This is a genomic window from Sphingopyxis sp. (assembly GCF_035686825.1).
GTDB lineage: Bacteria > Pseudomonadota > Alphaproteobacteria > Sphingomonadales > Sphingomonadaceae > Sphingopyxis.
The window spans coordinates 269,825-295,324 of sequence record NZ_DASRYZ010000005.1 but is presented as its reverse complement, the minus strand read 5'-3'; the positions used below and the strand labels follow the sequence as shown (position 1 = coordinate 295,324).

24 protein-coding genes are annotated in these 25,500 nt (G+C 66.7%); 11 read left to right on the top strand and 13 right to left on the bottom strand.

Features of this window, described 5'->3' with window-relative positions; all coding sequences use genetic code 11:
* The first annotated feature begins 506 nt into the window (after window positions 1-506).
* Window positions 507-1,490 carry an N-acetylmuramoyl-L-alanine amidase family protein gene (locus VFG17_RS12485; protein WP_414712951.1) on the top strand — a complete coding sequence of 328 codons (984 nt, stop codon included), beginning with the start codon at window positions 507-509 and terminating at the stop codon, window positions 1,488-1,490.
* 19 nt (window positions 1,491-1,509) lie between these two features.
* Here the strand turns inward: VFG17_RS12485 and VFG17_RS12480 are convergent, their stop codons facing one another.
* Window positions 1,510-2,154: a dihydrofolate reductase family protein gene (locus VFG17_RS12480; protein WP_325029795.1), complete on the bottom strand. Its 645-nt coding sequence runs from the start codon at window positions 2,152-2,154 to the stop codon at window positions 1,510-1,512.
* Window positions 2,155-2,254: 100 nt separating this feature from the next.
* On the opposite strand from VFG17_RS12480, the gene VFG17_RS12475 reads away from it, so the two are divergent.
* The 7 genes from VFG17_RS12475 (at window position 2,255) to VFG17_RS12445 (ending at window position 10,315) form a co-directional block, all read left to right on the top strand.
* Window positions 2,255-2,746 carry a helix-turn-helix domain-containing protein gene (locus tag VFG17_RS12475; RefSeq protein ID WP_325029794.1) on the top strand — a complete coding sequence of 164 codons (492 nt, stop codon included), beginning with the start codon at window positions 2,255-2,257 and terminating at the stop codon, window positions 2,744-2,746.
* Between the two features lie 60 nt (window positions 2,747-2,806).
* Window positions 2,807-4,060 carry a D-arabinono-1,4-lactone oxidase gene (locus tag VFG17_RS12470; RefSeq protein ID WP_325029793.1) on the top strand — a complete coding sequence of 418 codons (1,254 nt, stop codon included), beginning with the start codon at window positions 2,807-2,809 and terminating at the stop codon, window positions 4,058-4,060.
* Window positions 4,057-5,202: a DSD1 family PLP-dependent enzyme gene (locus tag VFG17_RS12465; RefSeq protein WP_325029792.1), complete on the top strand. Its 1,146-nt coding sequence runs from the start codon at window positions 4,057-4,059 to the stop codon at window positions 5,200-5,202. Before VFG17_RS12470 ends, VFG17_RS12465 begins: the two co-directional genes overlap by 4 nt.
* Window positions 5,199-5,825: a TetR/AcrR family transcriptional regulator gene (locus tag VFG17_RS12460; protein WP_325029791.1), complete on the top strand. Its 627-nt coding sequence runs from the start codon at window positions 5,199-5,201 to the stop codon at window positions 5,823-5,825. The genes VFG17_RS12465 and VFG17_RS12460 overlap by 4 nt, the downstream gene beginning before the upstream one ends.
* Window positions 5,826-5,884: 59 nt before the next feature.
* Window positions 5,885-8,401 (top strand): penicillin-binding protein 1A, encoded by a 2,517-nt coding sequence (locus tag VFG17_RS12455; RefSeq protein WP_325029790.1) that lies wholly within the window; start codon window positions 5,885-5,887, stop codon window positions 8,399-8,401.
* 70 nt (window positions 8,402-8,471) lie between these two features.
* A complete protein-coding gene (gene prfB, locus VFG17_RS12450; protein ID WP_325029789.1) occupies window positions 8,472-9,599 on the top strand; it encodes a peptide chain release factor 2 in 1,128 nt (375 codons plus the stop codon).
* Window positions 9,599-10,315, top strand: a complete 717-nt coding sequence (locus VFG17_RS12445) for a class I SAM-dependent methyltransferase (RefSeq protein ID WP_325029788.1) — start codon at window positions 9,599-9,601, stop codon at window positions 10,313-10,315. The genes prfB and VFG17_RS12445 overlap by 1 nt, the downstream gene beginning before the upstream one ends.
* 6 nt (window positions 10,316-10,321) lie before the next feature.
* On the opposite strand, the gene VFG17_RS12440 is transcribed toward VFG17_RS12445, so the two are convergent.
* The 8 genes from VFG17_RS12440 to VFG17_RS12405 all read right to left on the bottom strand — a co-directional run bounded on the left by VFG17_RS12440 (window position 10,322) and on the right by VFG17_RS12405 (window position 17,901).
* Complete coding sequence (locus VFG17_RS12440; protein WP_325029787.1) at window positions 10,322-10,696, bottom strand: DsrE family protein; 375 nt, start codon at window positions 10,694-10,696, stop codon at window positions 10,322-10,324.
* The gene (locus VFG17_RS12435; RefSeq protein ID WP_325029786.1) at window positions 10,675-11,424 is read right to left on the bottom strand and encodes a HesA/MoeB/ThiF family protein; all 750 of its coding nucleotides are present in this window, start codon (window positions 11,422-11,424) and stop codon (window positions 10,675-10,677) included. Before VFG17_RS12435 ends, VFG17_RS12440 begins: the two co-directional genes overlap by 22 nt.
* Before the next feature lie 2 nt (window positions 11,425-11,426).
* The gene (gene dut, locus VFG17_RS12430) at window positions 11,427-11,963 is read right to left on the bottom strand and encodes a dUTP diphosphatase (RefSeq protein ID WP_325029785.1); all 537 of its coding nucleotides are present in this window, start codon (window positions 11,961-11,963) and stop codon (window positions 11,427-11,429) included.
* Window positions 11,926-13,188, bottom strand: coding sequence for a bifunctional phosphopantothenoylcysteine decarboxylase/phosphopantothenate--cysteine ligase CoaBC (gene coaBC, locus VFG17_RS12425; RefSeq protein WP_325029784.1), 1,263 nt, complete (start codon window positions 13,186-13,188; stop codon window positions 11,926-11,928). The genes dut and coaBC overlap by 38 nt, the downstream gene beginning before the upstream one ends.
* Window positions 13,189-13,295: 107 nt before the next feature.
* Window positions 13,296-14,396 carry a hypothetical protein gene (locus VFG17_RS12420; RefSeq protein ID WP_325029783.1) on the bottom strand — a complete coding sequence of 367 codons (1,101 nt, stop codon included), beginning with the start codon at window positions 14,394-14,396 and terminating at the stop codon, window positions 13,296-13,298.
* Window positions 14,393-15,520, bottom strand: coding sequence for a glycosyltransferase family 2 protein (locus VFG17_RS12415; protein ID WP_325029782.1), 1,128 nt, complete (start codon window positions 15,518-15,520; stop codon window positions 14,393-14,395). The genes VFG17_RS12420 and VFG17_RS12415 overlap by 4 nt, the downstream gene beginning before the upstream one ends.
* A 102-nt stretch (window positions 15,521-15,622) precedes the next feature.
* Window positions 15,623-17,167 (bottom strand): 2-polyprenylphenol 6-hydroxylase, encoded by a 1,545-nt coding sequence (ubiB, locus tag VFG17_RS12410; protein ID WP_325029781.1) that lies wholly within the window; start codon window positions 17,165-17,167, stop codon window positions 15,623-15,625.
* Window positions 17,164-17,901 (bottom strand): class I SAM-dependent methyltransferase, encoded by a 738-nt coding sequence (locus tag VFG17_RS12405; RefSeq protein ID WP_325029780.1) that lies wholly within the window; start codon window positions 17,899-17,901, stop codon window positions 17,164-17,166. The genes ubiB and VFG17_RS12405 overlap by 4 nt, the downstream gene beginning before the upstream one ends.
* A 94-nt stretch (window positions 17,902-17,995) precedes the next feature.
* On the opposite strand from VFG17_RS12405, the gene mutM reads away from it, so the two are divergent.
* The 3 genes from mutM to dnaA all read left to right on the top strand — a co-directional run bounded on the left by mutM (window position 17,996) and on the right by dnaA (window position 21,123).
* A complete protein-coding gene (mutM, locus tag VFG17_RS12400) occupies window positions 17,996-18,808 on the top strand; it encodes a bifunctional DNA-formamidopyrimidine glycosylase/DNA-(apurinic or apyrimidinic site) lyase (protein ID WP_325029889.1) in 813 nt (270 codons plus the stop codon).
* Between the two features lie 189 nt (window positions 18,809-18,997).
* Window positions 18,998-19,261 carry a 30S ribosomal protein S20 gene (gene rpsT, locus VFG17_RS12395; RefSeq protein ID WP_136173174.1) on the top strand — a complete coding sequence of 88 codons (264 nt, stop codon included), beginning with the start codon at window positions 18,998-19,000 and terminating at the stop codon, window positions 19,259-19,261.
* A 500-nt stretch (window positions 19,262-19,761) separates the two neighbouring features.
* A complete protein-coding gene (dnaA, locus tag VFG17_RS12390) occupies window positions 19,762-21,123 on the top strand; it encodes a chromosomal replication initiator protein DnaA (RefSeq protein WP_325029779.1) in 1,362 nt (453 codons plus the stop codon).
* Between the two features lie 304 nt (window positions 21,124-21,427).
* On the opposite strand, the gene VFG17_RS12385 is transcribed toward dnaA, so the two are convergent.
* The 4 genes from VFG17_RS12385 to secB form a co-directional block, all read right to left on the bottom strand.
* Window positions 21,428-22,120: a DUF4136 domain-containing protein gene (locus tag VFG17_RS12385; protein WP_325029778.1), complete on the bottom strand. Its 693-nt coding sequence runs from the start codon at window positions 22,118-22,120 to the stop codon at window positions 21,428-21,430.
* Between the two features lie 171 nt (window positions 22,121-22,291).
* Window positions 22,292-23,299 carry a tryptophan--tRNA ligase gene (gene trpS / locus VFG17_RS12380; RefSeq protein ID WP_325029777.1) on the bottom strand — a complete coding sequence of 336 codons (1,008 nt, stop codon included), beginning with the start codon at window positions 23,297-23,299 and terminating at the stop codon, window positions 22,292-22,294.
* Window positions 23,300-23,321: 22 nt separating this feature from the next.
* Window positions 23,322-24,899 carry a murein biosynthesis integral membrane protein MurJ gene (murJ, locus tag VFG17_RS12375; RefSeq protein WP_325029776.1) on the bottom strand — a complete coding sequence of 526 codons (1,578 nt, stop codon included), beginning with the start codon at window positions 24,897-24,899 and terminating at the stop codon, window positions 23,322-23,324.
* 27 nt (window positions 24,900-24,926) lie between these two features.
* The gene (gene secB, locus VFG17_RS12370) at window positions 24,927-25,442 is read right to left on the bottom strand and encodes a protein-export chaperone SecB (protein ID WP_037553791.1); all 516 of its coding nucleotides are present in this window, start codon (window positions 25,440-25,442) and stop codon (window positions 24,927-24,929) included.
* Between the last annotated feature and the right edge of the window lie 58 nt (window positions 25,443-25,500).

The following is a 25,500-nucleotide window of genomic DNA, read 5'->3' as shown; positions in this document are numbered from 1 at the left end:
GCCTGCGTCCGGTCCTGGACGCGCATGCGGTCTTCAAATCCGGCGACGGCCGGGGCGAAAGCGCCCGCGTCGGGATCTAAAGAGGGCATGGCAAGCCTCATACGGCATCAACCTGTTACGGGATGAGCGGGCGGGCAGGGCGGGCGTACAAGCGAACGCCCCGACTGTCCGGTCAACCGGGTGGACTGGCGGCAGGCTTGTCCTTCCCGTTATGTCCGGCGCCAAGGCGGCCATGATCCGCAATTTTGCGGAGCAGGCCTTCCCCTCAAAAGGCCGGACGGCACCGGGAACGACGCCGTCAGTGATGGCGTGCTAGCATCGGCACAGGCCGACGGCAACCACAACCACCCCAGAAAGATAGGATGGCGCCAAGGTGTTGCAAGAAAACCATTCGGCTGCGCGGCCGCCCGCCCTCCCGGCCGACGTCCCTTTGTCCCACGATGGCGAACGGCGGATTCACCCTGTTGTCGCGCCCGAGAGCTGACGCCTTCGAATAAGGCTGGACCATCGCGCGCCTTGGACGGCATAGACGCGCCATGAGCCCGCTGCTCGTCCTGATCGGCATCATCGGAGCCCCCCCGGCGGCATTGCCGGCGCCGGCAGGCGCAATCCCTGTCGCCCCGCGCCCGGCATCGGCAGGCGATTTCGAACCGGCATGGCGGGCCCCGTGGGGCGAATTGCAGCCGTTCACCGGCTTCCGCGCCAAGCGTCCAGACAAACGCTACAGCGTGACCGTCCCGATCGGAAAGCCCAAGCCGGCGGTGGCGCTGCCACCGATCGAGGGCCCCGCCGATGCTCGTCTGCCGCTCGTGGTGATCGACGCTGGGCACGGCGGCCACGACCCCGGCGCGATCTCGCCGCACGATGGCAGCCATGAAAAGGACATCACGCTGGCGCTCGCCCGCGCGATCCGCAAGGATCTGCTCGCCTCAAAGCGGGTGCGCGTCGCGCTCACGCGCGCGGACGACCGCTTTCTCGTGCTCGAAGAGCGTTACGGCATCGCGCGGCGATTGAAGGCCGACCTGTTCATCTCGGTTCACGCCGATGCGGCCGAGAACCAGGAGGCGAACGGTGCGTCGATCTATACGCTGGCCGAAGTCGCCTCCGACCGCGAGGCGGCGCGGCTGGCGGCGCGCGAGAACAAGGCGAATATCATCAACGGCGTCGACCTAGGCGCGCACAGTGGCGATGTGTCGGCGATCCTGCTCGATCTTACCCAGCGCGAGACGATGAACGTCGCCGCCGACTTCGCGCGGCTGCTCCAGCGCGAGGCGTCCGACGAGGTCCAATTTCGCACCACCGCGCACCGCTTCGCCTCCTTCATCGTGCTGAAGGCGCCCGACACCCCGTCGGTGCTTTTCGAAACCGGCTTCATCTCGAACAAGGACGACGTCGAATTTCTCGCCTCCGCCGCCGGCCAGAAAAAGGTCGCGCGCGGCGTTCGCGAGGCGGTGCAGATCCATTTCGCGCGGCGCAACGTGGCGCGCTGATGTCCGCGACCGGGCCGGTCTAGCCCCGGCTGACGATCATATGCGTCGTGCCCGCGCCTGCGACGTGGCGCGTTACGCGATAGCCGAGTTCGGGCAGGTCGATACCCGCGAACAGGCTCTCGCCGCCGCCGAGCAGGACGGGCGTGACCGCCAGATGCAGTTCGTCGATCAGGCGTGCTTCCAGATATTGGCGGATCGTCGACACGCCGCCGCCGATGCGGATGTCGCGATCGCCTGCGGCCTCGCGCGCGCGTTCGAGCGCCGCCTCGATCCCGTCGGATACGAAATGGAAGGTCGTGCCGCCCGCCATCGTGACAGGCGCGCGCGGATGGTGCGTCAGGACGAAAACCGGGACATGATAGGGCGGGTTGTCGCCCCACCAGCCCTTCCATTCGTCGTCGGGCCAGTCGCCGCGTACCGGGCCGAACATGTTGCGACCCATGATCCACGCGCCCAGATTTTCAAAGCTCAACGCGCCGAAATCATCGTCGACCCCGGTCGTCCCCTCCTCCTTATCGTACATTTTCTGAAACGAGCGGGTGGGAACGAACCAGTCGTGCAGCCTTTCGCCGTCGCGGCCAAGGGGATCCTGCAAGCTCTGTTCGCGCCCCGCGCCATAGCCATCGAGCGAGATGCTGAATGCGGCAACCTTTACCTTGGACATCATCCTTCTCCAATGTGATTGTATTTTGCAACCAGTTGTGCGTTGCTAATAAATCTGATTTCATATTGCAAGCGGTTTTGTTCGGCCTTAGAGAAGATGCGTGACGAACCAACGCTCCGGATGCCCGATCAACCTGACGCTCGAGACGCTCGGCGACCGCTGGAGCCTGATCGTCATCCGCGACATCATGTTCGGCAATCGCCGCCATTTCCGCGAATTGCTGACCCGGTCGGACGAAGGGATCGCCTCGAACATCCTCGCCGATCGGCTGAAGCGGTTGGTGGAGGCCGGGCTGCTCACCAGGGCCGACGACCCGACGCACAAGCAGAAGGCCGTCTACAGCCTGACCGAGCGGGCGATCGATCTCGTGCCGCTCCTCGTCCAGATGGGTGCTTGGGGCCGGCGGCATCTTCCCGTGACGCACGAGATGTCGATCCGTCAGGAATTGCTCGAGGAGGGTGGGCCCATGCTCTGGGACGATTTCATGAACGAGCTGCGCACGCTCCATCTCGGCGCGCCGCCGCGGGGCGATTCGGCGAGCGTGCTCGAGAGATTGACCACGGCCTATCGCCGGGCGCTCGAACATAAATAATATAGTCTTGACTAACTTTTCGGCCGGCGCCAGCTTTGCGGTGCTGGTCGGGAGAGAAGCATGGCGTGGAGCAACTGGTCGGGCAGCGTCACCGCGAGCGGGCAGGTCGCCCGCGCGCAAAGCGAGGACGAGCTTTCGATGCTCGTCCGCAGCGCACACAAGCTGCGCGTCACCGGCGCCGGGCACAGCTTCATGCCGCTTTGCGAATCGGGCGAGTTGATCGTCAGTCTCGACGACATGGCGGGCGCGATCCACATCGCCGCCGATCGCCGGACCGCGCGCATTCCCGCGGGCTGGAGCATCCGCCGGCTGACCGCGGCTTTGTGGGAGGAGGGGCTGGCGCTCGCCAATCAGGGCGACGTCAACCCGCAGTCGCTCGCCGGCGCGATGGCGACGGGGACGCATGGCACCGGCGTCGACCTCGGTTCCTTATCGACCTTCGCGCGCGGTTTCCGGCTCGTCGATGCCGAAGGCGAGGCGCATTGGTGCGATGCCGACACCAACGCCGACCTCTATCAGGCGCAGCGCCTGTCGCTCGGACTGTTCGGGGTCGCGACCGAAATCGAGGTCGCGGTCGTCCCCGCCTTTCACCTTGCGGAGCGGATCGAGAAGCGCCGCTGGGAAGAAATATACGAAGGCTATGACGAATTGGCGCAGCAACACCGCCATATCGAATTCTGGTTCTTCCCGCACAGCGACCATGTGATCCTCAAGACGCTCGACCTCTGCGATCCCTGCGATCCCCCGCCGAGCACCACCGACATGGAGGAGGCGACGTTTCGGCGTATCCTCGACATTTCGGTGCGGCTGCCGTTCCTGACGCCCTCGCTCCAGCGGTTGATGATGAAAAGCGGCATTTCGGGCCGCCGCTGCGGGCCCGCGCACAGCATCTTCCCGTCCGACCGCACGATCCGCTTCGAGGAGATGGAGTATGAGATGCCGCGCAGCGCCGGGCTCGAGACATTGGGTGAGGTCGTCGGCTGGATCCGCAAGAAACGGCTGCCGGTAACCTTCCCCTTCGAATATCGCACCGTTGCCGCCGACGACATCTGGATGAGCCCGATGAACGCCGGTCCGGTCGCCGCGATCTCGATGCACCAATATGCGAAAATGCCTTGGCAACAGCTCTTCGCCGCGGCCGAGGCGATCTTTCGCGGCGCCGGCGGGCGGCCGCACTGGGCCAAACGTCACACGCTGAGCCGCGCGGACGTCACCGCGCTCTACCCGATGGCGGGGCGCTATACTGCGGTGCGCCGCGCCGCCGACCCGCACGGCAAATTTCTCAATCCGCATCTGGAGACCTTGTTCGCATGACCACCGACCGTGAATTGCACGAGCATCTGATCGGCCGGCAAGGCTCGCGCGCCGATCTCAACACGCCCGCGCTCGTCCTCAATGTCGACGCGCTCGCCCGCAATATCGAGGCGATGGCGGCGCTGACCGCAAGCAAGGGGGTTGCGCTGCGCCCGCATGCCAAGACCCACAAGAGCATCGACATTGCGCTCCGCCAGATCGCGGCGGGGGCGGCCGGGGTCTGCTGCGCCAAGATTGGCGAGGCCGAAGTGCTGGCCGGGGGCGGCGTGACCGGCATCCTCATCACCTCGCCCGTTGCGGCGCCCGCCGCGATTGCGCGGCTCGCGAAGCTCGCGGCGTCCGCCGAAGGGCTGATGGCGGTGGTCGATCATCCGGATGTCGCGGGTCGCATCGACGCGGCGCTGGCCGAGACCGAAGCAAAGCTCGATGTCGTCATCGACATCGACCCCGGCATCGCACGCACCGGCGTTGCCTCGGCCGAGGCCGCAGTCGCGCTGGCCCGCGCGATCGACGGGTCGGCCAACCTTCAATATCGCGGGGTGCAATTTTACTGCGGGTCGCAGCAGCATATCGAAAGCTACGCCGACCGCCGCGCCGCGATCGTCGAACGCACTGCCTATCTGCAACAGGTGATCGCGGCGCTGGCCGAAGCGGGTTTCGCGCCCGGCCTCATCACCGGGTCGGGCACCGGCACACACCGGATCGACCTCGACCTCGGCGTCTTTACCGAGCTGCAGGCGGGATCTTACGTCTTCATGGACAAGCAATATCTCGACTGCGACCTCACGGGCGCCGACGAAGTGCCATTCGAGGTTTCCCTGTCGGTCGATGCGCGTGTCGTCAGTGCGAATCACAGCAGTCTCGTGACGATCGACGCCGGGTACAAGTCGCTCTCGACCGACGGCGGCGTCGCGGTGGTCCAGCGCGGCGCGCCCGAAACCGCCTTCTTCGCCTTCATGGGCGACGAACATGCCGCGCTGATCGCGCCCGAAATCGGAAACGCGCTCCAGCCGGGTGATCCCGTCAGCCTGACCGTCCCGCACTGCGATCCGACGGTGAATCTCTATGACAGCTATCATGTCGTTTCCGGCGATACGCTGGTCGACATCTGGCCGGTCAGCGCGCGCGGCCGCGCGCGATGAGCGTCGCCGCCCGCCGCCCGCCGCAGCAGGACCGCGCGCGCCAGACGCGCGAACGCCTGCTCGACGTCGCGGGCGAATTGCTCGCCGAGGTTGGGGTCGAGCGGATATCGACCAACATGATCGCGGCGCGCGCCGGGCTGACGCCGCCCGCGCTCTACCGCTATTTCGGCGACAAATATGCGGTGCTCGAAGCGCTCGGGCGGCGGTTGATGGAGCGCCAGAACGCGGTGCTCGACGCCTGGCTCGCGCGCCACGCGCCGACCGGAATCGCCGCCATGGCCGACCATATCGACGAACTTTTGACCGAAAATGCCGCGGTAACGCGCGCCGAACCGGGGGCGGTGTGGATATTGCGGTCGCTCCACGCATCGCCGCAACTCGTCCACGTCCGGCTCGAATCGCATCGGCACGTCGCCGACCGGCTGGCGGACGCCTGCTGCGAGCATCTTCCCCGCGTCGACCGCCAAGCGCTGTGGCCGCGCCTGCGGCTCGCGGTCGAGATCGGCTTTGCGGTCGATGAAATGCTTTATGAGGAGGACCGGGTTGCGGCCGGCGCGATGTTCGCCGAAGTCGCCGCGATGCTGCGGCGGGCGCTGCTCGACCTCACCGAAAACGCATCGTAACCCGCCTCGCCGCAACCATGCTTCCCTTTCGGCGACACAGGCTTTAGAGGCGGGGGCATATGGCCGCCGACAGTCCGCCCGATTTCCGCCTTCGCCTCCGCCGCGACGGCAATGCCGTCATCGCCTGGCTGCGCGACATGTGGACGCGGCGCTGGTTCCGCTGGCTCGGCTATCTCGCGCTCGCGGGCCTGCTCGGTATCGCGCTGATCTGGGTGATTTTCGCGCGCGACCTCCCCTCGGTCGACCAGCTTCGCGATTACGAGCCCCCGCTGCCGACGATGGTCCGCGACGGCGAGGGCAAGCCGGTACACGCCTATGCCCGCGAACGCCGCGTCCAGCTCGAATATAGCGAATATCCGCAGCTCCTGGTGCGCTCCTTCCTCGCCGCCGAGGACAAGACCTTCTTCAGCCACGGCGGCATCGATTATCCGGGGATCGCCTCGGCGATCATCACCAACCTCTCGAGCAGCGGCCGCCCCGTCGGCGCATCGACGATCACGCAGCAGGTCGCGAAGAATCTGCTGCTCACCAACGAGCTCAGCTATCGCCGCAAGGTGCGCGAGGCGATCCTTGCGATGCGCATCGAGGACGCGCTGACCAAGGAGCAGATTCTCGAACTCTACCTCAACGAGATCCCGCTCGGCCGGCGCAGCTTCGGCGTGCAGGCGGCGAGCCGCGCCTATTTCGACAAGGATGTCGACCAGCTCGCGCTCCACGAAATGGCCTTCCTCGCGATCCTGCCCAAGGCGCCCGAGAAATATGGCCGCACGCGTTTCGAGCGCGAGGCACTGGCGCGGCGCAACTTCGTGCTCGGCGCGATGGCGGACAATGGCTGGATCAACGCGGCGCAGCGCGACGCGGCACGCGCGATGCCGCTTGGCCTCACCGACCGCGGCAACCGCGCGGTAGCGCAGGTCGGCGGCTATTATATGGAAGAAGTCCGGCGCCAGCTGATCGCCGAATTCGGCGAAACGGCGGAGGATGGCCCTCATAGCGTCTATGCCGGCGGCCTCTGGGTGCGCACGCCCTATGACGGCAAAATGCAGGAAGCCGCGGCCATGGCGCTACGCAAGGGTCTCCAGCGCTATGACGCCGGCAAAGGCTGGTCGGGGCCGATCGCGACGATCGAGGCCGACGATGAGTGGCAGAGCCGCCTCGCATCGAGCTTCATCGGCATCGACTACGACAATTGGCGCGTCGCCGCTGTGCTCTCGAAATCGGGCGGCGAGGCGCGGATCGGTTTTTCGAACGGCGACACCGGACGCCTTCCCGCGAGTTCGGCGGGAATGCGCTATCGCAAGACCGGCGGCAGCGCCTTTTCGGCGCTGCGCCCGGGCGATCTGATCGTCGTCAAATCGGCGGGCGGCGATCGCTATGCGCTTCGCAATATCCCCGAGGTGTCGGGCGGCATGGTCGTCGAAAGCCCGCATTCGGGCCGCATCTATGCGATGCAGGGCGGCTTCGACGTCCGGCTGTCGTCGTTCAATCGCGCGACGCAGGCCGAACGCCAGCCGGGCTCGACGATCAAGCCCTTCGTCTATGCCGCCGCGCTCGACAACGGCATGACCCCGGCGACGATGATCGTCGATGGGTCCTTCTGCGTCTATCAGGGCGCGGCGCTCGGCAACAAATGCTTCCGTAACTTCGGTAATTCGGGCGGCAGCGGCGAACACACGATGCGCTGGGGCCTCGAACAGTCGCGCAACCTGATGACGGTGCGCGCCGCGAGCCTCGTCGGCATGGAGCCGGTGGTCGAGATGATCAGCCGCATGGGCATCGGCAAGCACGAACCCTATCTTTCGACCGCGCTCGGCGCCGGGTCGACGACGGTCGAGAAGATCACCAACGCCTATGCGATGCTCGCCAATCACGGCCGCGAGCTGAAACCGCGCGTGATCGATTATGCGCAGGACCGCCGCGGCAAGGTGATCTTTCCGAAGAACTGGAAGCCCTGCGAGGGCTGCAACATGAAGGACTGGGACGGCAGACCGATGCCGCGCTTCGCCAAGTCGGGCAAGCAGCTGATGGATCCGATCACCGCCTATCAGGTCGTCCATATGCTCGAAGGCGTCGTCCAGCGCGGCACCGCGGTGCGCCTGCGCGACCTCGATGTCCCGCTGTTCGGCAAGACCGGAACGACCTCGGGTCCGAACGACGTCTGGTTCGTCGGCGGCACCCCCGACGTCGTCGCGGGCATGTATATCGGTTTCGACCAGCCGCGCAGCATGGGCGGCTATGCCCAGGGCGGCAGCTATGCCGCGCCGATCTTCAAGGATTTCGCGCACGCGGCGCTCGCCGATCGCCAGCCGATTCCCTTTTCGGCGCCGAAGGGCGTGCGGATGGTGCGCATCGATCGCCAGTCGGGCCGCCGCGTCTATGGCGCCTGGCCGGGCACCGACCCCAAGGCGTCGATCATCTGGGAAGCGTTCAAGCCCGAAAGCGAGCCGCGGCGGACGATCCGCGAAGAAGAGATCAAGCCGGTCAAGGCGCCGCGGCGGCAGGACGTGCCCGTCCAGCAAACCCCGGGCCGGCGCAGCGATAGCGAATTCCTGGAGGATCGCGGCGGCATCATCTGAAGCCGCGCACCTCCTTCCCCTGTGGCCTTACAGGCCCTAAGGGCGAACCAAATTATTCAGGAGCAAGGACATGCGCGCCGAAGCGCAGGATCATATCGACAAGATTGGCGCCGCGCTGGCGCTGCTGCGCCGCTTTCTCGACTGGGACCGCGCGGTGCGGCGGCTCGACGAACTCAATGCGAAGGTCGAGGACCCGACGCTGTGGAACGACGCCAAGGCGGCGCAAGAGGTCATGCGCGAACGCCGCCGGCTCGACGAGGCGATCACCGCGACGCGCGCGATCGAGACCGAATGCGCCGACACCGCCGAGTTGATCGAACTCGCCGAGATGGAAGGCGACGAGGCGATGGTCGACGAGGCGGTGGCCTCGCTCGCTACGCTCGCCGCGCGCGCCGAGGAAGACAAGATCAAGGCGCTGCTCGCGGGCGAAGCCGATGGCAACGACTGCTATGTCGAAGTCCATGCCGGCGCCGGCGGTACCGAGAGCCAGGACTGGGCCGAGATGCTCCAGCGCATGTATATGCGCTGGGCCGAAAAGCGCGGGATGAAGGTCGAGCTCGTCGAATATCAGGCGGGCGAACAGGCGGGCATCAAATCGGCGACGATGCTGCTGAAGGGCGAGAATGCCTATGGCTATGCCAAGACCGAAAGCGGCGTCCACCGCCTCGTCCGCATCTCGCCCTACGACAGCTCGGCGCGGCGCCACACAAGCTTTTCGAGCGTCTGGGTCTATCCGGTGATCGACGACAATATCGAGATCGAGATCAATGAGGGCGACCTCAAGATCGATACCTATCGTGCGTCGGGCGCGGGCGGCCAGCACGTCAACACGACCGATTCGGCGGTGCGTATCACCCACATCCCGACCGGAATCGTCGTCGCGTCGCAGAACGACCGGTCGCAGCACAAGAACCGCGCGACCGCGATGGGCATGCTGAAGGCGCGGATGTACGAGGCCGAGCTCCAGAAGCGCGAGGCCGCGGCAAGCGGAGAATATCAGGCGAAGACCGAGATCGGCTGGGGCCATCAGATCCGCTCCTATGTCCTTCAACCCTATCAGCTGGTGAAGGACCTGCGCACCGGCGTGACCTCGACCGCCCCCGGCGACGTGCTCGACGGCGCGCTCGATCCCTTTATGGCTGCCGCCCTTTCGCAGAAGGTGACGGGCGAAAAGGTCGAGGTGGAGGACATCGATTGATGAAGCTCGCTGCCCTCGCCCTCGCGCTCCTGCCGCTGCTTGGCGGCTGCGAGGCGCCATGGGGCGACGACGGCGACCGCGCGACAAGCGCGCGCGACTTTCCGCCCGCCGACCGGCCGGTGGCGCCCACGGTCTCGACCAAATGGTCGACCGAGGAAGCGCGTGACCGCGTCAACGAGGCCGAGGATGTCATGGATTCGGCCGATGTCCGCCCCGGCATGACCGTCGCCGACATCGGCGCCGGCGACGGCTATTATACCGTCCGCCTCGCGCAGCGCGTCGGCGCCAATGGCCGTGTGCTCGCGCAGGACATCATGCCCGAGGTGATCGAGCGGCTTGCCGACCGCGTCGCGCGCGAGCGGCTCGACAATGTCTCGCTCAAACTCGGCGCGGTCGACGATCCGCGCCTGCCCGCGGCGAGCTTCGACCGCGTCTTCATGGTCCATATGTATCACGAGATCGGCGAACCCTACGCTTTCCTGTGGCGGCTGCGCCCGGCGCTGCGCAAGGGCGGACAGGTGATCGTCGTCGACGGCGACCGCCCGATCGCGCAGCACGGCACGCCCTTCCGCCTGCTCGTCTGCGAATTTCAGGCGGTGGGCTACAAGCTCGTCTCCTACGACGACAAACAGCACGCCGGCGGCTATCTCGCGCGGTTCGTGCCCAAGGGCAAACGCCCCGAGCCCGAGGCGATCAAGGTCTGCGACAATCCCTAGCGGGGCTTAATAAACGATCAGCCGGTCCTCGGCGCCCACGTCGGCGAGGAAGCTGACCAGCCCCGCGGCGCGGACGTGCGGGACCAGCTCGGTCGCCGTCATGCCGACGAGGGCCATGCCCGACTGGCAGACGAACAGCGCGACATCCATCGCGGCGGCTTCCTCGATCAGCCAGGCGAGGTCGGGCTGGCCCGCCGCGCGGCGCGCTTCGTCGCCGCCGAACGACACCGGCGCGCGCAGCAGCGCCGCGGCCTCGCCCTGCAGGAAGATGCGCACCGGGCGCCCGAGCGCCGCCGCGGCCATCCCGGCCTCCAGCGCCGCATAGAGCCGCCGCCCTTCGGCGACCGCGACGATGATGTTCAGGCCTGGCATATCGGACATTCGGGGTCCTCGGGCACGCCGACCTCGCGCCAGCGGCGATCGAGCATATCGACGATCGCGAGCCGCCCCGTCAACGCGGATCCCCAGCCGGAGAGCGCGCGCACCGCCTCGAGCGCCGCCATCGTGCCGATCATTCCGGCGAGCGCGCCCATCACCCCGGTTTCGGCGCAGTTGATCCCCGGCCGGTCGGGATCGTTGCCGACGAGACAGGCGTAGCAGGCGTGTCCCGCGCGCCAGCCCTTATAGAGCGCGACCTGCCCCTCGAAGGCGCCGATCGCGGCGCTGAGCAACGGAATTTCGAGCGCGACCGCCGCTCGATTGACCGCGAGCCGCGTGGCGAAATTGTCGCAGCCGTCGAGGATCAGGCTCGCGCCCGCGAGCAGCGTTTCGGCATTGGCATCGTCCAGTCGCCGGGCGACCGCGGCGACTTCGACATGCGGGTTGATCCGCCGCGCCGCCTGGGCGGCGACCTCGGCTTTCTGCGCGTCGAGATCGGCGTCGGTGAATAACGGCTGACGGTGGAGATTCGACAGCTCGATCCGGTCGTGGTCGATGATCGTCAGCTTGCCGACCCCCGCCGCCGCCAGATAGGTGATCGCCGGACAGCCGACGCCGCCCGCGCCGATCACCGCGACATGGCTCGCTTTCAGCTTCGCTTGCCCCGCACCGCCGAACTGCGGCAGGATGATCTGCCGCGCATAGCGGTCGAGTTCGGCGTCGCTGAGCACAGTCAGCGCAGTTTGATGCCCGACAGCGAGGCGAGGCCCGCGGTGGCCGCGGTCTCGTCGATCGCATCGCTTTCGATCCCGGTCGACCCGAAGCCGCCGGCACCGCGCGCCGTCTCGTCGAGCGTTGTCACTTCGGCAAAGGCGGCTCGCTGGACCGGGGCGGGGACGAACTGGGCGATGCGGTCGCCGCGCTTGATCTCGAACGGCTCGTCGCCGAGGTTGGCGAGAATCACCTTCACTTCGCCGCGATAGTCGCTGTCGATCGTCCCCGGCGTGTTGAGGCAGGTGACGCCATGCTTCAATGCGAGCCCCGAGCGCGGGCGCACCTGGACCTCGTAACCGGCAGGGATCGCCATCGCGAAGCCCGTCGCAACCGCATGGCGCGTGCCGGGGCGGAGCGTCAGCGTTTCGGCCGCGACGACGTCCATCCCCGCCGCACCGTCCGACGCATAGGCGGGCAGGGGCAGGCCGCCGCCGTTGGGCAGCCGCTGGAGGGCAATTTCAATCTCTTTCAAGAGGGGCACGTTTTTCGAGCTCATCGGCGATCTTTTCCATCAATTTGCGGGCGACGGCCGCTTTGGGCAGCCGGTCCCAGCTGTCTACGCCGTCCTGGCTAACGATATGCACGCGGTTGCTTTCGCCGCCCATCGGGTCGGCGGACACGTCGTTCGCGACGATCCAGTCGCATCCCTTGCGCGCGAGCTTGGCCTCGGCATGCGCGATCACATCGTTGGTCTCGGCGGCGAACCCGATCAGCAGCGGCGGGCGCGCGGCGCTCTTCGCGACGCTGGCGAGGATGTCGGGATTCTCCGCGAGCGCGAGCGGCGGGACCTGTCCGCTGCCATCCTTCTTGATCTTTTGCGCCTGCGTGTCGGCGGCGCGCCAGTCGGCGACCGCGGCGACCATGATCGCGGCATCGACGGGCAGGCCTTGTTCGACTTCGGCCGCCATCTCGACCGCGGTCTCGACATCGACGCGGATCACGCCGGGCGGCGTCGGCAGCGGGACGGGGCCTGCGATCAACAAGACCTCGGCGCCAGCTTCGGCGGCGGCGGCGGCGATCGCGAAACCCTGCTTGCCGCTCGAGCGGTTGGCGATGTAGCGCACCGGATCGATCGGCTCGTGCGTCGGGCCGGCGGTGACCAGGATGCGCCGCCCGAACAGCGGGCGATGGGTGGCGGGCGCGAAATCGGGTTGGCCGGTCAGCGGCACGGCGGCGGGCGCGTTGGCAAGAGCCGCGTCGATCGCCGCCTTGATCGCGTCGGGCTCGGGCAGGCGGCCGGGGCCATATTCGCCGCACGCCATCTCGCCCTCGTCGGGCTCCATCACCGTCACCCCGTCGCCGCGCAGCGTCTCGACATTGCGCCGCGTCGCGTCGTGCAGCCACATGCGCACATTCATCGCGGGCGCCGCGAGCACCGGCTTGTCGGTCGCGAGCAACAGCGTCGTCGCGAGATCGTCGGCGATCCCCGCGGCCATCTTCGCGAGCAGGTCGGCGGTCGCGGGCGCGACCACCACCAGATCGGCCTCGCGCGAGAGCTGGATATGCCCCATCTCGACCTCGTCCTTCAGGTCGAAGAGATGGGTGTAGACCTTGTTTTCGCTGAGCGCGGCGAGCGTCAGCGGCGTCACGAACTGCTCGCCCGCGCGCGTGAGCACGCAGCGCACGACCATGCCCGCCTTGCGGAGCAGGCGGACGAGTTCGATCGACTTGTACGCGGCGATGCCGCCGCCGATGATCAGCAGGATGCGCGGTGCGGCCATCAGCGGTAGCGGGCCTGCCCGGTGCGGGCGGCGATCGACAGGGGTTGATTCATCGCCGTCTCCTTCGCCACCCAGTTATGCGCTTCCTCGCCCCAGTTCAAGGACGCCTAAGCGGCGGCGGGAAGGGCGCGCGCCGGGCGCCACAGCGAACGCGCCAGGGCGGCGAGCGCGGCGGGAACGAAGGCGATGCCGATGAACAGCGTCGGGATGACGAGCATCGCCCAATAGAAATTGGCCGGGCGCGCAAAGAGCATCAGCAGCGCGGCGTAGAAGAGCTGGATCAGCAATATCGCGAGCCCCAGCCGCGAACGCCACGCCGACCAGCCGAGCAGCGCGAGCGGCACGAGCAAGGCGGCCGCCCAGCCTTCGAAAAAGCGAAGGATCGAGGAGGCTTGAACGAAGGACAGATAGGCGATCCAGCCCCCCTGTCCGTGCCAGCCCTGGCTCGCGGGGTCGGCGGGCGTCGTGACCGCGGCGAGCGCCGCGATATGCGCCGCAAGCCCCCCGGCGAAACAGAGGCCAAGCGCCAGCCAGCCCGCCGCCGCGCGCCAGTCGCGATCGATCAGCGCGAACAGCCCGAACAGCATCGCGACGGGCAGCACCGTCTCGCGGATCGCCAGCGCCGCGGCGACGACGAGCATCGTCGCCCACGGGCGGGCGGGGCGATAGAGCGCGAGGGCAAGCGCGAGGAGGACGCCCGCCGCGACCTCGTGAATATAAAGCCACTCGCGCGCCGCGAGCTGCGACAGATTGACCGCGACGAACAGCGCGCCGATCGCGGCGTAGCGCGGGACGCCGGGCTCGGTCCGCAATCGCCGGTACCAGGCAAGGATCGCCCCGCCGCCGATCAGCAGGAAGATGAGCATGGTGTTCCGCTCGCCCAGCGCGGCGACGATGTGGGCGAGCGTCGGCAGACGGACGGTCACGAAGGGGCGCAGCGGATAATTGCCGCTGCGATGTTCGGCCGCCGCCGCCGGATAATAGGATTCGCCCTCCGCCACCCGCTGCGCGATGCGCGCGTAGAGCGCATGATCGCCGACGAGGTCGTCGAAATGCCCCGATGCCGGCTTGGCGACCGCGACATGGTCGCCGCCGACGCCGCCCACCGCGCCCCACGCCATCAGCAGCGCCAGCAGGCCCACCACGGCCGCCGCGACCGGGCGCGAAACCCCGGCGAAGCGGTTCCAGCCGGGCGCCACCGCGTTCATTTGCGCCAGGTCAGCGCCGACGACATGGCGAAGTTCCAGATCGCGCCGACGACGACCCCCGCGATCCCCGCGACCCACCAGCGTTCGTCATGCCCCGCCATCCAGGTGCCGATCCCGATATTGGCCACCGCGCCCAGCGCCGAAATCGCATAGAAGCTGGCAAGGCCGCCGATAAGGCGCCAGCCCTTCAGCTTGCGGTCGGCATAGGTGAAGCTGTTGTTGAGGAAGAAGTTGAAGGCGATCGCCGTCATCACCGCCGCGGTCTGCGCGGTGACGAAGGCGCTGCCGGCGCCGAGGATCGTGCGCAGCACGGCGAGATGGACGAACACGCCGAGCCCGCCGACCATCAGGAATTTGAGCAGGCGCACGGGCACGAAACGGCCGATCGTCTTGTCGGCGATGAGTTCGGCATATTCGGCGATGACGCGCGCGCCGATCTTGCTCTCGCCCGCCTCGCGCGTGCGGAACTGATAGGGGATTTCGGCTACCTTCAGCGGCGCGGGGCTCGACGCCAATATGTCGATCAATATTTTGAAGCCGATCGCCGACAGGCGCGGCAGCGCGCGTTCGAAGGCATCGCGGCGGATCGCGAAAAAGCCGCTCATCGGGTCGCTGACGTCGGTGCCGAGCGCGATCTGGCCGGCGCGCGTCGCGAGCCGGCTCATCCGCGCGCGGTCCCTGTCCCATTCGCCGATCCCGCCGCCGGCGACATAGCGCGTGCCGACGGCGATATCCGCGCCGCCATCGGCGATCGCGTCGATCAGTCGCGGCAGCGCCTCCTCGCTATGCTGGAGGTCGCCGTCCATCACCGCGACAATCGGCGCGGCGGTCGCCAAAACGCCCTCGACCACCGCCGACGACAGCCCGCGGCGGCCGACGCGCTGGACGATGCGTATATGCCGCGATGTGCGGCCGATGCGGCGGACGATTTCGCTCGTCCCGTCGGGCGAATTATCGTCGACGAACAGGACTTCCCAGCCGCGCCCCGCGAGCACGACCGACAGTTTCGCGATCAGTTTTTCGACATTGGCGGCTTCGTTGAGCGTCGGCACCACGACCGCGACCTCGAGCGGTAGCGCGTCTATCGTCAGCGGCGAATCGGCAATCAGGATGTCGTGGCGCATGAAACCTCGGTTTTGTCCGGATTTCGCGTCCGGGGTTGGTCGAGGTCAGGTCCTAATGATTTAGGGTAAATGTCCGGTAACCAAGGCCGCGCGTGCGTCGGCTCAGCCGAGCCAGGTCAGGATGCCGGCCCCCGCCGCGGCGCCGGCCAGCGCGGTCAGCGCATAGCGCCACCAGCGGCGCTTCTCGCCCTTGTCCCACATCAGCGGGATCTCGGGCAGCGGCGGGGCGGGCGGGGCGGCGCCCTTCTTTGGCAATTGCGCGTCGAGACGGCGGATGATGTCGGGGATCAGCGCGAGCGTCTTGCCCTGCTCGCGAATCCCGTCGGCGAGCGCGGCTTCGGGGCCGAGTTCGTCGCGAATCCACGCGCTGACGAAGGGGCCCGAGACATCCCACATATTAATCCTGGGATTGAGCATCGTCGCAACGCCTTCGACCATCACCATCGTCTTCTGGAGCAGCAGCAGGTGCGGCTGCGTCTGCATGTCGAAATCGCGCGTGATCGCGAACAGCCCGTCGAGCATCTGCCCGACCGAAAGCTCGCTCACCGGCTTGCCGCGCATCGGCTCGCCGACCGCGCGCAGCGCCGTCGCGAATTCCTCGACGCTGTGATAATCGGGCACATATTGCGCCTCGAAGTGGATTTCGGCGACGCGACGATAATTGCCCGTGGTCAGCCCATAGAGGATCTCGGCGAGCCAGTAGCGCGCCTGCCTGTTGATCCGCCCCATGATGCCGAAATCGACCGCGGCGATCGTGCCGTCGGCCTTCACGAACAAATTTCCCTGGTGCATGTCGGCGTGGAAGAACCCCTCGGCGATCGCCTGCCGCAGAAAGGCGTGGACGAGGTTCGACGCCAGCGCTTCCATATCGTGTCCCGCCGCGACGAGCCGGTCGCGGTGCGAGATTTTGACGCCGTCGATCCAGCTCATCGTCATCACGCGGCTCGCGGTGCGATCCCAGTCGATCGCCGGCACTTCATATTCGGGCACCGCCGTCATCGCGTCGGCGAGCTCCGATGCCGAGGCCGCCTCGCGGCGCAGGTCGAGTTCGCGCAAGGTCCAGCGGCGGAAATTGGCGATCACCTGCCGCGGGCGCAGGCGCGCGGCTTCGCCGCCAAAGGCTTCGAGATGCGCGGCCGCCCATTCATAGGTTTCGATGTCGCGCGCGAACTGCTTGTCGATGCCCGGACGGCGGACCTTGACCGCGACCTGACGCCCGTCGGTGGTCACCGCGCGGTGGACCTGCGCGATCGACGCCGAACCGACGGGCTCGGGGTCGAACTCGCTATAGAGGTTTTCGAGCGGCGCTTCGAAGGTCGCCTCGATTTCCTGCCGGATCCGGTCGAAGGCGACGGGCGCGAGCGCGTCCTGCAGCGTCAGCAGGTTGCGCGCGGCCTCTTCGCCGACGAGGTCGGGGCGCGTCGCGAGTGTCTGGCCGAGCTTGACCGCCGCGGGGCCGATCGCTTGGAAGGCGGCGGCATAGTCGGGGATTTTCGGCTGGCTCGTGCCGAGCCGCGCAAGGCGGCACAACCGCTTGACCCCCGGCGGGGTCTGCGGCGCGGTTTCGATCCCGCGCAGCGCGCCGTGGCGTGCGAGGATGCGCCCCCACTTCAGCAGGCGGACGATATGGGTGACGGGTCGGGTCAAGCCTTCCACCCGCTGTGGATCGCGACGAGCCCGCCGAGGATCGGCTCGACCTTGACCGCGGTGAAGCCGGCTTCGCGGATCATCTGCGCGAATTTGGGCATCGGCGGGAAACGGCGGATCGATTCGATCAGATAGCGATAGCTGTCCTCGTCGTCGGCGATCAGCTTGCCGAGCCTGGGGACGAGGTGATGCGAATAGGCGTCATATGCCTGCGCGAAACCCGGCCATTCGTTCGTCGAGAATTCGAGGCAGAAGAAGCGCCCGCCATAGCGCAGCACGCGGTGCGCTTCGCGCAAGGCCGCGGGGATATCGGTGACGTTGCGGATGCCGAAAGCGATCGTATAGGCGTCGAAAAACTGGTCGGGGAAGGACAGCTTCTCGGCATTCTGTTCGGACCATACGAGCGTATCGATGCCGCGTTCGGCTGCACGCTCCATGCCGACGCCGAGCATGTCGGGGTTGATGTCGGCGACCGTGATGCTCGCGCCGAAGCGCTCCATGCGAAAGGCGATGTCGCCGGTGCCGCCCGCCATGTCGAGGATAGCTTCGCCTTCGCGCGGCTTCACGCGGCGCACGAAGCGGTCTTTCCACAGGCGGTGCATCCCGCCCGACATCGCGTCGTTCATGATGTCGTACTTGCGCGCGACGCGGCTGAACACCTCGCCGACCATCGCGGTCTTCTCGCCCGCGGGGACCTGTTCATAGCCGAAGCTGACGGTGTCGGGAGTGGGCATGGATTGCGCGCCTTTGCGGGGGAGATGGTGTGTTGCGTCGGCCTTTAGCCGGGCCTTGCCGTGCAGGCAAATGGCGCGTAGCCCGATGCGCGATATGCCCGAACTGCCCGAAGTCGAAACCACCGTGCGCGGTCTTGCCCCCTTCCTCGAAGGCCAGCGGCTGACCTCGGTCATCACCTTTCGCCCCGACCTGCGTCGCCCCTTTCCCGCCGATCTTGCGCAGCGCCTGACGGGCGCGACGGTGACCACCCTGTCGCGCCGCGCCAAATATGGCGTGATCTCGACCGACCGCGACGATCATATGATCTTCCACCTCGGCATGTCGGGGCGCTGGCGCACCGAAGGCGGCGATGCCGGCAAGCACGACCATCTGCTGCTCGAAACCGGCGCGGGGCACCGGCTCTTCCTCCACGACCCGCGGCGATTCGGGTCGGTCGATCTGGTAAGCGGCGACCCGCTAACGCTGTTTCCCGCCTTCGTGACACTGGGACCCGAGCCGTTGTCGGATGCTTTTGACGCCGCCTATCTCGCCAAAGCCTTCGCGGGTCGCCGCGCGCCGATCAAGGCGATGCTGCTCGACCAGACGGTCGTTGCGGGGCTCGGCAATATCTATGTCTGCGAGGCGCTCAACATGGCGAAGATCGCGCCGACGAAGCCCGCTCCCGACATATCCAAGGCAAAACTCGCGGCGCTCGTTCCCGCGATCAAGGCGGTGCTGACCGCGGCGATTGCCGCCGGCGGCTCGACCTTGCGCGATTTCCTCGGCCCCGAGGGCGATCTCGGCTATTTCGCGAAGGACTGGCGCGTCTATGGCCGCGAGGGCGAGGCTTGCGAATGCGGCGGGACGATCGCGCGGATCGTGCAATCGGGCCGGTCGACCTTCTTTTGCCCCAAATGCCAACGATAATGCGGGATATTGCCCGCAAAGCCATTGACCAAATCGCCCTTCATCGCTATGCGCGCACCCTTCGAGCAGGGTCCGGTCGTCCGGAACCGGCCGCATCCGGACATTGATTCGCTGCATTTCGCGCGATTCGGCTGCTCCGCTGCGGCTGTGCTCCGACCATGTAGACCGTTTGAAAGACTAGAGGAATTTATGGCCAATACGCCGCAGGCAAAGAAGCGCATCCGCCGCAACACCGCGCGCACCGTCGTGAACAAGAATCGCGTTTCGCGCATTCGCACGCTGGTGAAGAAGGTCGAAACGGCCGTTGCCGCCGGTGACAAGGACGCCGCTGCCGCCGCGCTGAAGGCTGCCCAGCCCGAAATGGCGCGCGGCGTCGCCAAGGGCGTGCTCCACAAGAACACCGTCGCGCGCAAATATTCGCGCCTGACCAAGAGCGTGAACGCGATCGCCTGATCGCCCGCGTCCCGAAAGGGAACAAAAAGGACCCGCCGGCATCTTGCCCGCGGGTCTTTTTTTGCGCCCGATATTGTGACAGCCCAGTGGCAATAGTGTTGCAGCGCGGTAAGTGACGGAATTGCTGCGATTCGTTGTTTGGCCTTCGGAATGTCACAAATAAACGTTTGATAATAACTGATAAAATGGCGTTTTGACGCGATTCCGGTAGCCCCGGCGAGTCAAGATTTTTATTTCAGTATTTTTACATGGCGAGCCCTTGATCGACTCGCCGCGCCCTGACTAGACAGGTGCGTCGTCGGCCTTCGCCGGCGGCCGCTACATCGACATGATTCGCATCCTTTCGGGCCCCTCGCCCGGATGAGAACCTGTGCCCGGCGCAGGCGACGAATCGGCATGTGGCCGGCCGCCCGAACCTCCGGCGCAAAGGGGACCTGAGGGGGCGGCACGGCGTGACAGAGAGCGGCAATCGGCATGGGCATGACGCAGGAGACAGAGCGATGAACGGCGATGCCGCCACGCTCTGGCCGCGCGTCGCCGAAGGGCTGCGCCGCGACCTCGGCGTCCGCACCTTCGACCATTGGCTCAAGCCCGTGCGCTTTGCCGATTATTGCGCGCTGTCGGGCGTCGTGACGCTCGAAACCGTCAGTCGCTTTTCGGCCAACTGGATCAACGAACGCTTCGGCGACCGGCTCGAACTCGCGTGGCGGCAGCAATTGCCCGCGGTGCGCAGCGTCATGGTGCGCGGCGGCGCCGCGGCGGACGACCGCGCGGCGAACCTCGCCGCCGCGCCGCTGCCGAGTTTCGACGCGCCGAAGCCTGTCGCCGCCAACCCCGCGCTCCTCGGTTTCGACCCGCGCCTGTCGTTCGACCGCTTCGTCGTCGCGCGCAGCAACATCCTCGCCGCCAACGCCGCGCGCCGCATGGCGATGGTCGAAGCGCCGCAGTTCAACCCGCTCTACCTCTGCTCGGGCACCGGGCAGGGCAAGACGCACCTCCTCCAGGCGATCGCGCAGGATTATGCCGCGGCGCACCCGACCGCGAACATCATCCTGATGTCGGCGGAGAAGTTCATGCTCGAATTCGTCGGCGCGATGCGCGGCGGCGACATGATGGCGTTCAAGGCGCGGCTGCGCGCCGCCGACCTTCTGCTCCTCGACGACCTCCAGTTCGTGATCGGCAAGAATTCGACGCAGGAGGAACTGCTCCACACGATCGACGACCTGATGACCGCGGGCAAACGCCTCGTCGTCACCGCCGACCGCCCGCCCGCGATGCTCGACGGGGTCGAGGCGCGGCTGCTGTCGCGGCTGTCGGGCGGCCTTGTCGCCGACATCGAGGCGCCCGAGGACGACCTGCGCGAGCGTATCATCCGCCAGCGGCTCGCCGCGATGCCGATGGTCGAGGTGCCCGATGCGGTCGTCGCCTATCTGGTCAAGCATTTCACGCGCAACATCCGCGAACTCGAGGGCGCGCTCAACAAGCTGCTCGCCTATGCCGCGCTCACCGGCACGACGGTCGATCTCGCGCTCGCCGAAGACCGGCTAGCCGAAAATGTCCGCAGTGCCCGCCCGCGAATCACGATCGACGAGATTCAGCGCGCGGTCTGCGCGCACTATCGGCTCGACAAGTCCGAAATGGCGTCGAAGCGCCGCGTCCGCGCGATCGCGCGCCCGCGGCAGGTCGCGATGTATCTCGCGAAAGAACTGACCCCGCGTTCCTATCCCGAAATCGGGCGCCGTTTCGGCGGGCGCGACCATTCGACGGTGATCCATGCCGTCCGTACGGTCGAGGCGCTGCGCGTCGCCGACAGCGAACTCGACGCCGAGATCGCCGCGATCCGCCGCGCTCTCAACAGCTGACCCACAGGCTTATCCCGGGGTTGTGCCCGGGATTATCCACATCGTTGGGCGCGGTGACGTTGAGGCGGCTTGGGGTGAAAAGCTGCCACTGCCTTCTCCAGCTTCGTCATCCCGGACTTGATCCGGGATCCCGCTTTTTTTTTACGCACTCATTGGCTTCGACCGCAAGCGAGACCCCGGATCAAGTCCGGGGTGACGATATAAGAGAGGGCAGCAACCGGCCGAAAACCGCCATTTCCATTGCCATAAGAAAAGGCCCGCCTTCCGTCTGGAGGGCGGGCCTTTTGCTTGGCTTTAATGTCGTTCAACCTCTTTCGGGCGGCGCGACCGTGATCCGTACCCGCTCGCCCGAATTGCCCGGGAAGCCGGTAAACATCGCTTCGACGAGATTCGGGACCAGCGCCTGCAGATTATTGTCGCGCGACTGCGCCTCGGCATGGCCTTCGAACAGCCGCGAGCCGTCGGCGGCACGGTCGATCTGGAGGTTCAGGCCGCTCGTATAGACGGTATAGCTCGACACGTCGTTATAGCCCCAGCCGGGCCCGAAACCGCCCCACAGGAAGGGGTCGCGATAGCCATAGACATAACGGCGCCCGCCGCGGCCGGTGACGATCACCGGGCGATAGAAGCCGCGGCCATACCAGCCGCCGCCGTACCAGGGATCGCCGAAGCCGGGGCTCGACACGACGCGTTCGCGGCCCTTGTCGACGCCATAGTCCATGCGGACGATCAGATCGGCGCGTTCGCCGTTCGCCGCGGGGCGATAGCCGTAGCGCGTCAGTTCGCCCGCGACGATATTGGCATATTGGCCGAACTCGATGCCGCCCTGCAGCGCGGGATTGCTCGCCTCGACGGTGAAGCTCTGGCCCTGCGGTGCGGGAAGCTGCGACTGGAAGCGCGCGACATCGGCCTTGAACGGCGTCGCGCAGCCCGCGAGGGCGAGCGCTGCGCCCGTTATGGCGGCAAGGCCCAGCCGCCGAAAGTTGATCTTGCTCATCGTCTTGGCTCCGTGATTCGGGTGCGCGTTCATGCCGCGCTTTCATACCATAGACTATGCCGACGCGACTTAACCTTGGTTGAACCCGTTTCGTCGCACGGCGGTTCCATCCCTAAACATGGGGACGGGAGATGCAAAAACAAGAAATTCCGCTTGCCGATCAGCATGGTGTCAGCGGCAGAGCCCCAACGCGGCATAGGCGGCGTCGAGCGTCGGCTTGGCGAGCGCGCGTGCCTTTTCGGCGCCCTTGTCGAGGATCGCGTCGAGCGCCGCGGCATCGTCTTTCAGCGCGACGAAGCGCGCGTTGATCGGCGCGAGCTTTTCGATCAGCAATTCGCCGAGCGCGGGCTTGAACGCCCCGAACCCTTGCCCCGCATGGTCGCGCAGCACCGCATCGACGCTCGTATCGGCGAGCGCGGCATAGATGCCGACAAGGTTGCGCGCCTCGGGCCGCCCTTCGAGCCCCGCCGCTTCGGACGGCAGCACCTCGGGATCGGTCTTCGCCTTGCGTACCTTCTGCATCATCGTCTCGGCATCGTCGGTCAGGTTGATGCGGCTCATGTCCGACGGATCGGACTTCGACATCTTCGCGGCGCCGTCGCGCAGGCTCATGATGCGCGCGAGGCCCGCCGGGATGATCGGCTCGGGCAGGGTGAACACCGGCGCGTCGTCGCTCGCATAATCATTGTTGAACTTCTGCGCGACGTCGCGCGCCAGCTCGAGATGCTGCTTCTGATCCTCGCCGACCGGCACATGCGTCGTCTGATAGAGCAGCACGTCGGCCGCCTGAAGCACGGGGTAGGTATAGAGCGCCGCCGACGCGCTTTCGCGGTTCTTGCCCGACTTGTCCTTGAACTGCGTCATGCGGTTGAGCCAGCCGAGCCGCGCGGTGCCGTTGAGCAGCCATTGCAGCTCGGCATGCGCGGGGACGCGCGCCTGATTGAACAGGATCGAGCGGTCGGTGTCGATCCCGCAGGCGACGAGCGCGGCGGTCATCGCGCGCGTGTTGGCGGTGAGTTCCGCCGGGACGTGTGGCATCGAGATCGCGTGCAGATCGGCAAGAAAATAGAGCTTGTCGCCCGCCATCTCGTCCTGCATGCGCACCCAGTTGCGGATCGCGCCCAGATAATTGCCGAGGTGCAAATTTCCGGTGGGCTGGATGCCCGATAGCGTCCGCATGTCGATCGTCCCGTCTGAAGTTTTAGAGTTTGCGCCGGCGCAGCTGGCCGACGGTGTCGCGATTGACCACGCCGAACAGGAAGGCGCAACCAAAGAATATGATCGCCCCCGTGCCCACCAGCGCGCCGAGCGCGACGATCCGTTCGAACACCCCGCCGATGAAGGCGTCGCCCGCCAAGGGAATCGCATAATAGAGCGCCGCCGCCATCGCCGCCGCGGCGAGGACGATGCGGGCGATACGCCCGGCCACCCGGCCGGAGAGGCGGAACAGCCCCTTGCGGTGCAGGATCGTGTACAGCATCGCCACATTGCTCCAGGCGGCGATCGAGCCCGCCAGCGCGAGCCCGACGATGCCGAACCGCGGGATCAGCAGCAGGTTGAGCGCGATGTTGATCGCGAGCGAAATCGCCGCGGTCCACACCGGCGTGCGCGTGTCCTTGCGCGCGAAGAAATTGGGGACGAGCACCTTGACCAGCACGTAGGCGGGCAGGCCGACGACGAGCCCGCCGACGACCGCGCCGGTCGCGAGCCCGTCGGCGACGCTATATTGCCCGCCGACATAGAAGGCGCTGGTGATCGCGGGGCCCGCGACGAACAGCGCGACGGCGGCGGGGACGGTAAGCAGCATCGCCAGCTCGACCGCATTGCTCTGCAGGCGCGAGGCGCCGTCGCGATCGTCCTGCGCGACGAAGCGCGACAACGCGGGCAGGATCGCGGTGCCGAGCGCGATGCCGATGATCCCGAGCGGCAGCTGGTTGAGTCGGTCGGCCATCGCGAGATAGGTGATGCTCTTGTCGGGCAGCGTGGCGATGAAGAAGAGGTCGATGAAGCGGCTGATCTGATAGACGCCGGCGCCGAACACCGCGGGCAGGATCAGCACCCCCATCTCGCGCACATCGGGGGAGAGGCGGGGGCGGCGCAGCGCCGGGCGGAACCCCGAGCGCCGGATCCAGTAATAAAGCCAGGCGAGCTGGAACAGGCCCGAAAGCGAAACCGAGATCGCCAGATAAAGCCCCGTCGCGGCTTTCGAGGCTTCGCCGCCATCGCCGGTAAACAGCCCGAGCAGTAGCGCGCCGATCAGGCAGATGTTGAGCAGGATAGGCGCGGCGGCGGCGGCGGCGAAGCGCGACAGGCTGTTGAGAATCGCCGCGAACAAAGTCGCGACGCTCATGAAAGCCAGGTAAGGAAAGGCGATGCGCGCCATCAGAACGGCGAGGTCGAAGGTTTTGCCGTCGGCCTGCAGCGCGTCGCTCGCGAACAGCCCCATCACCCACGGCATCACGATCAGCAGCAACGCCGAAAAGACGATCAGGATCGGGATCAGCACCGCGAGCACCGCGTCGGCGAAGGCGCGCGCTTCGCTGTGGTCGCCCTCCTTCGTCATCCGCTGGTTGAACAGCGGGATGAAGGCGGCAGCGAACGCGCCCTCGGCGAACAGGCGGCGGAATATGTTGGGCAGCTGAAAGGCGAGCTGCCACGCATCGGCAACGCCGCCGGCGCCGAGAATGCGGCTGAGCAGCATGTCGCGCGCGAAGCCGAAAATGCGGCTGACCATCGTCAGCCCGCCGATCGTCCCCACGCTTTTGACGAGGCTGCTCAAGCCCTCAGCTCGCCCCGGTTACGGGTTTCAGGCCTGGCCGACCGCGACTTCGCCGGCCGCTTCGGATTGCGCCGCCTGAACCTGCTGCGCGAAAAGGCCGTGGAAATCGATCGGTTCGAGCAGCAGCGGCGGGAAACCGCCATCCTGCACCGCATCGGCGACGACGCGGCGCGCGAAGGGGAAGAGGATGCGCGGCGCTTCGGCGAGGAAGAAGGGCTGAAGCTGGTCGTCGGGGACGTTGCGGACACCGAACAGGCCGGCATATTTGAGGTCGATCACGAAGCTGGTGCCGGCGTCGGTTTTCGACGTGACGTCGATCTTCAGCGTCACTTCGTACAGATTCTCGCCGACATTGTCGGCGGCGATGTTGAACTGGACGTCGACCTGCGGCGCTTCCTGCCACTGATAGACGGCGGGCGCGTTCGGGTTTTCGAACGACAGGTCCTTCACATATTGCGAAATCAGGCCGATCGCCGGGCTCGTGTCTTCGCCATTCGGCTGCAGGGCGGGATTGTTGAGGTCGGGGCTCGTCTCGTCGGCCATGATGAAGCTGCTTTCACTGAAAAGATGGAAACAATATCCGCATCCGCGCACCTGTATC

Bases quoted from the DNA above. Each gene is read 5' to 3' on its own strand.
- VFG17_RS12420 (WP_325029783.1), bottom strand. From the start codon at position 14,396: ATGAACGCGGTGGCGCCCGGCTGGAACCGCTTCGCCGGGGTTTCGCGC.
- VFG17_RS12415 (WP_325029782.1), bottom strand. From the start codon at position 15,520: ATGCGCCACGACATCCTGATTGCCGATTCGCCGCTGACGATAGACGCG.
- VFG17_RS12455 (WP_325029790.1), top strand. From the start codon at position 5,885: ATGGCCGCCGACAGTCCGCCCGATTTCCGCCTTCGCCTCCGCCGCGAC.
- VFG17_RS12465 (WP_325029792.1), top strand. From the start codon at position 4,057: ATGACCACCGACCGTGAATTGCACGAGCATCTGATCGGCCGGCAAGGC.
- VFG17_RS12440 (WP_325029787.1), bottom strand. From the start codon at position 10,696: ATGTCCGATATGCCAGGCCTGAACATCATCGTCGCGGTCGCCGAAGGG.
- trpS (WP_325029777.1), bottom strand. From the start codon at position 23,299: ATGCGGACGCTATCGGGCATCCAGCCCACCGGAAATTTGCACCTCGGC.
- VFG17_RS12480 (WP_325029795.1), bottom strand. From the start codon at position 2,154: ATGTCCAAGGTAAAGGTTGCCGCATTCAGCATCTCGCTCGATGGCTAT.
- VFG17_RS12460 (WP_325029791.1), top strand. From the start codon at position 5,199: ATGAGCGTCGCCGCCCGCCGCCCGCCGCAGCAGGACCGCGCGCGCCAG.
- mutM (WP_325029889.1), top strand. From the start codon at position 17,996: ATGCCCGAACTGCCCGAAGTCGAAACCACCGTGCGCGGTCTTGCCCCC.
- VFG17_RS12385 (WP_325029778.1), bottom strand. From the start codon at position 22,120: ATGAGCAAGATCAACTTTCGGCGGCTGGGCCTTGCCGCCATAACGGGC.
- prfB (WP_325029789.1), top strand. From the start codon at position 8,472: ATGCGCGCCGAAGCGCAGGATCATATCGACAAGATTGGCGCCGCGCTG.
- VFG17_RS12445 (WP_325029788.1), top strand. From the start codon at position 9,599: ATGAAGCTCGCTGCCCTCGCCCTCGCGCTCCTGCCGCTGCTTGGCGGC.
- VFG17_RS12470 (WP_325029793.1), top strand. From the start codon at position 2,807: ATGGCGTGGAGCAACTGGTCGGGCAGCGTCACCGCGAGCGGGCAGGTC.
- rpsT (WP_136173174.1), top strand. From the start codon at position 18,998: ATGGCCAATACGCCGCAGGCAAAGAAGCGCATCCGCCGCAACACCGCG.
- coaBC (WP_325029784.1), bottom strand. From the start codon at position 13,188: ATGGCCGCACCGCGCATCCTGCTGATCATCGGCGGCGGCATCGCCGCG.
- VFG17_RS12405 (WP_325029780.1), bottom strand. From the start codon at position 17,901: ATGCCCACTCCCGACACCGTCAGCTTCGGCTATGAACAGGTCCCCGCG.
- secB (WP_037553791.1), bottom strand. From the start codon at position 25,442: ATGGCCGACGAGACGAGCCCCGACCTCAACAATCCCGCCCTGCAGCCG.
- dnaA (WP_325029779.1), top strand. From the start codon at position 19,762: ATGAACGGCGATGCCGCCACGCTCTGGCCGCGCGTCGCCGAAGGGCTG.
- dut (WP_325029785.1), bottom strand. From the start codon at position 11,963: ATGAGCTCGAAAAACGTGCCCCTCTTGAAAGAGATTGAAATTGCCCTC.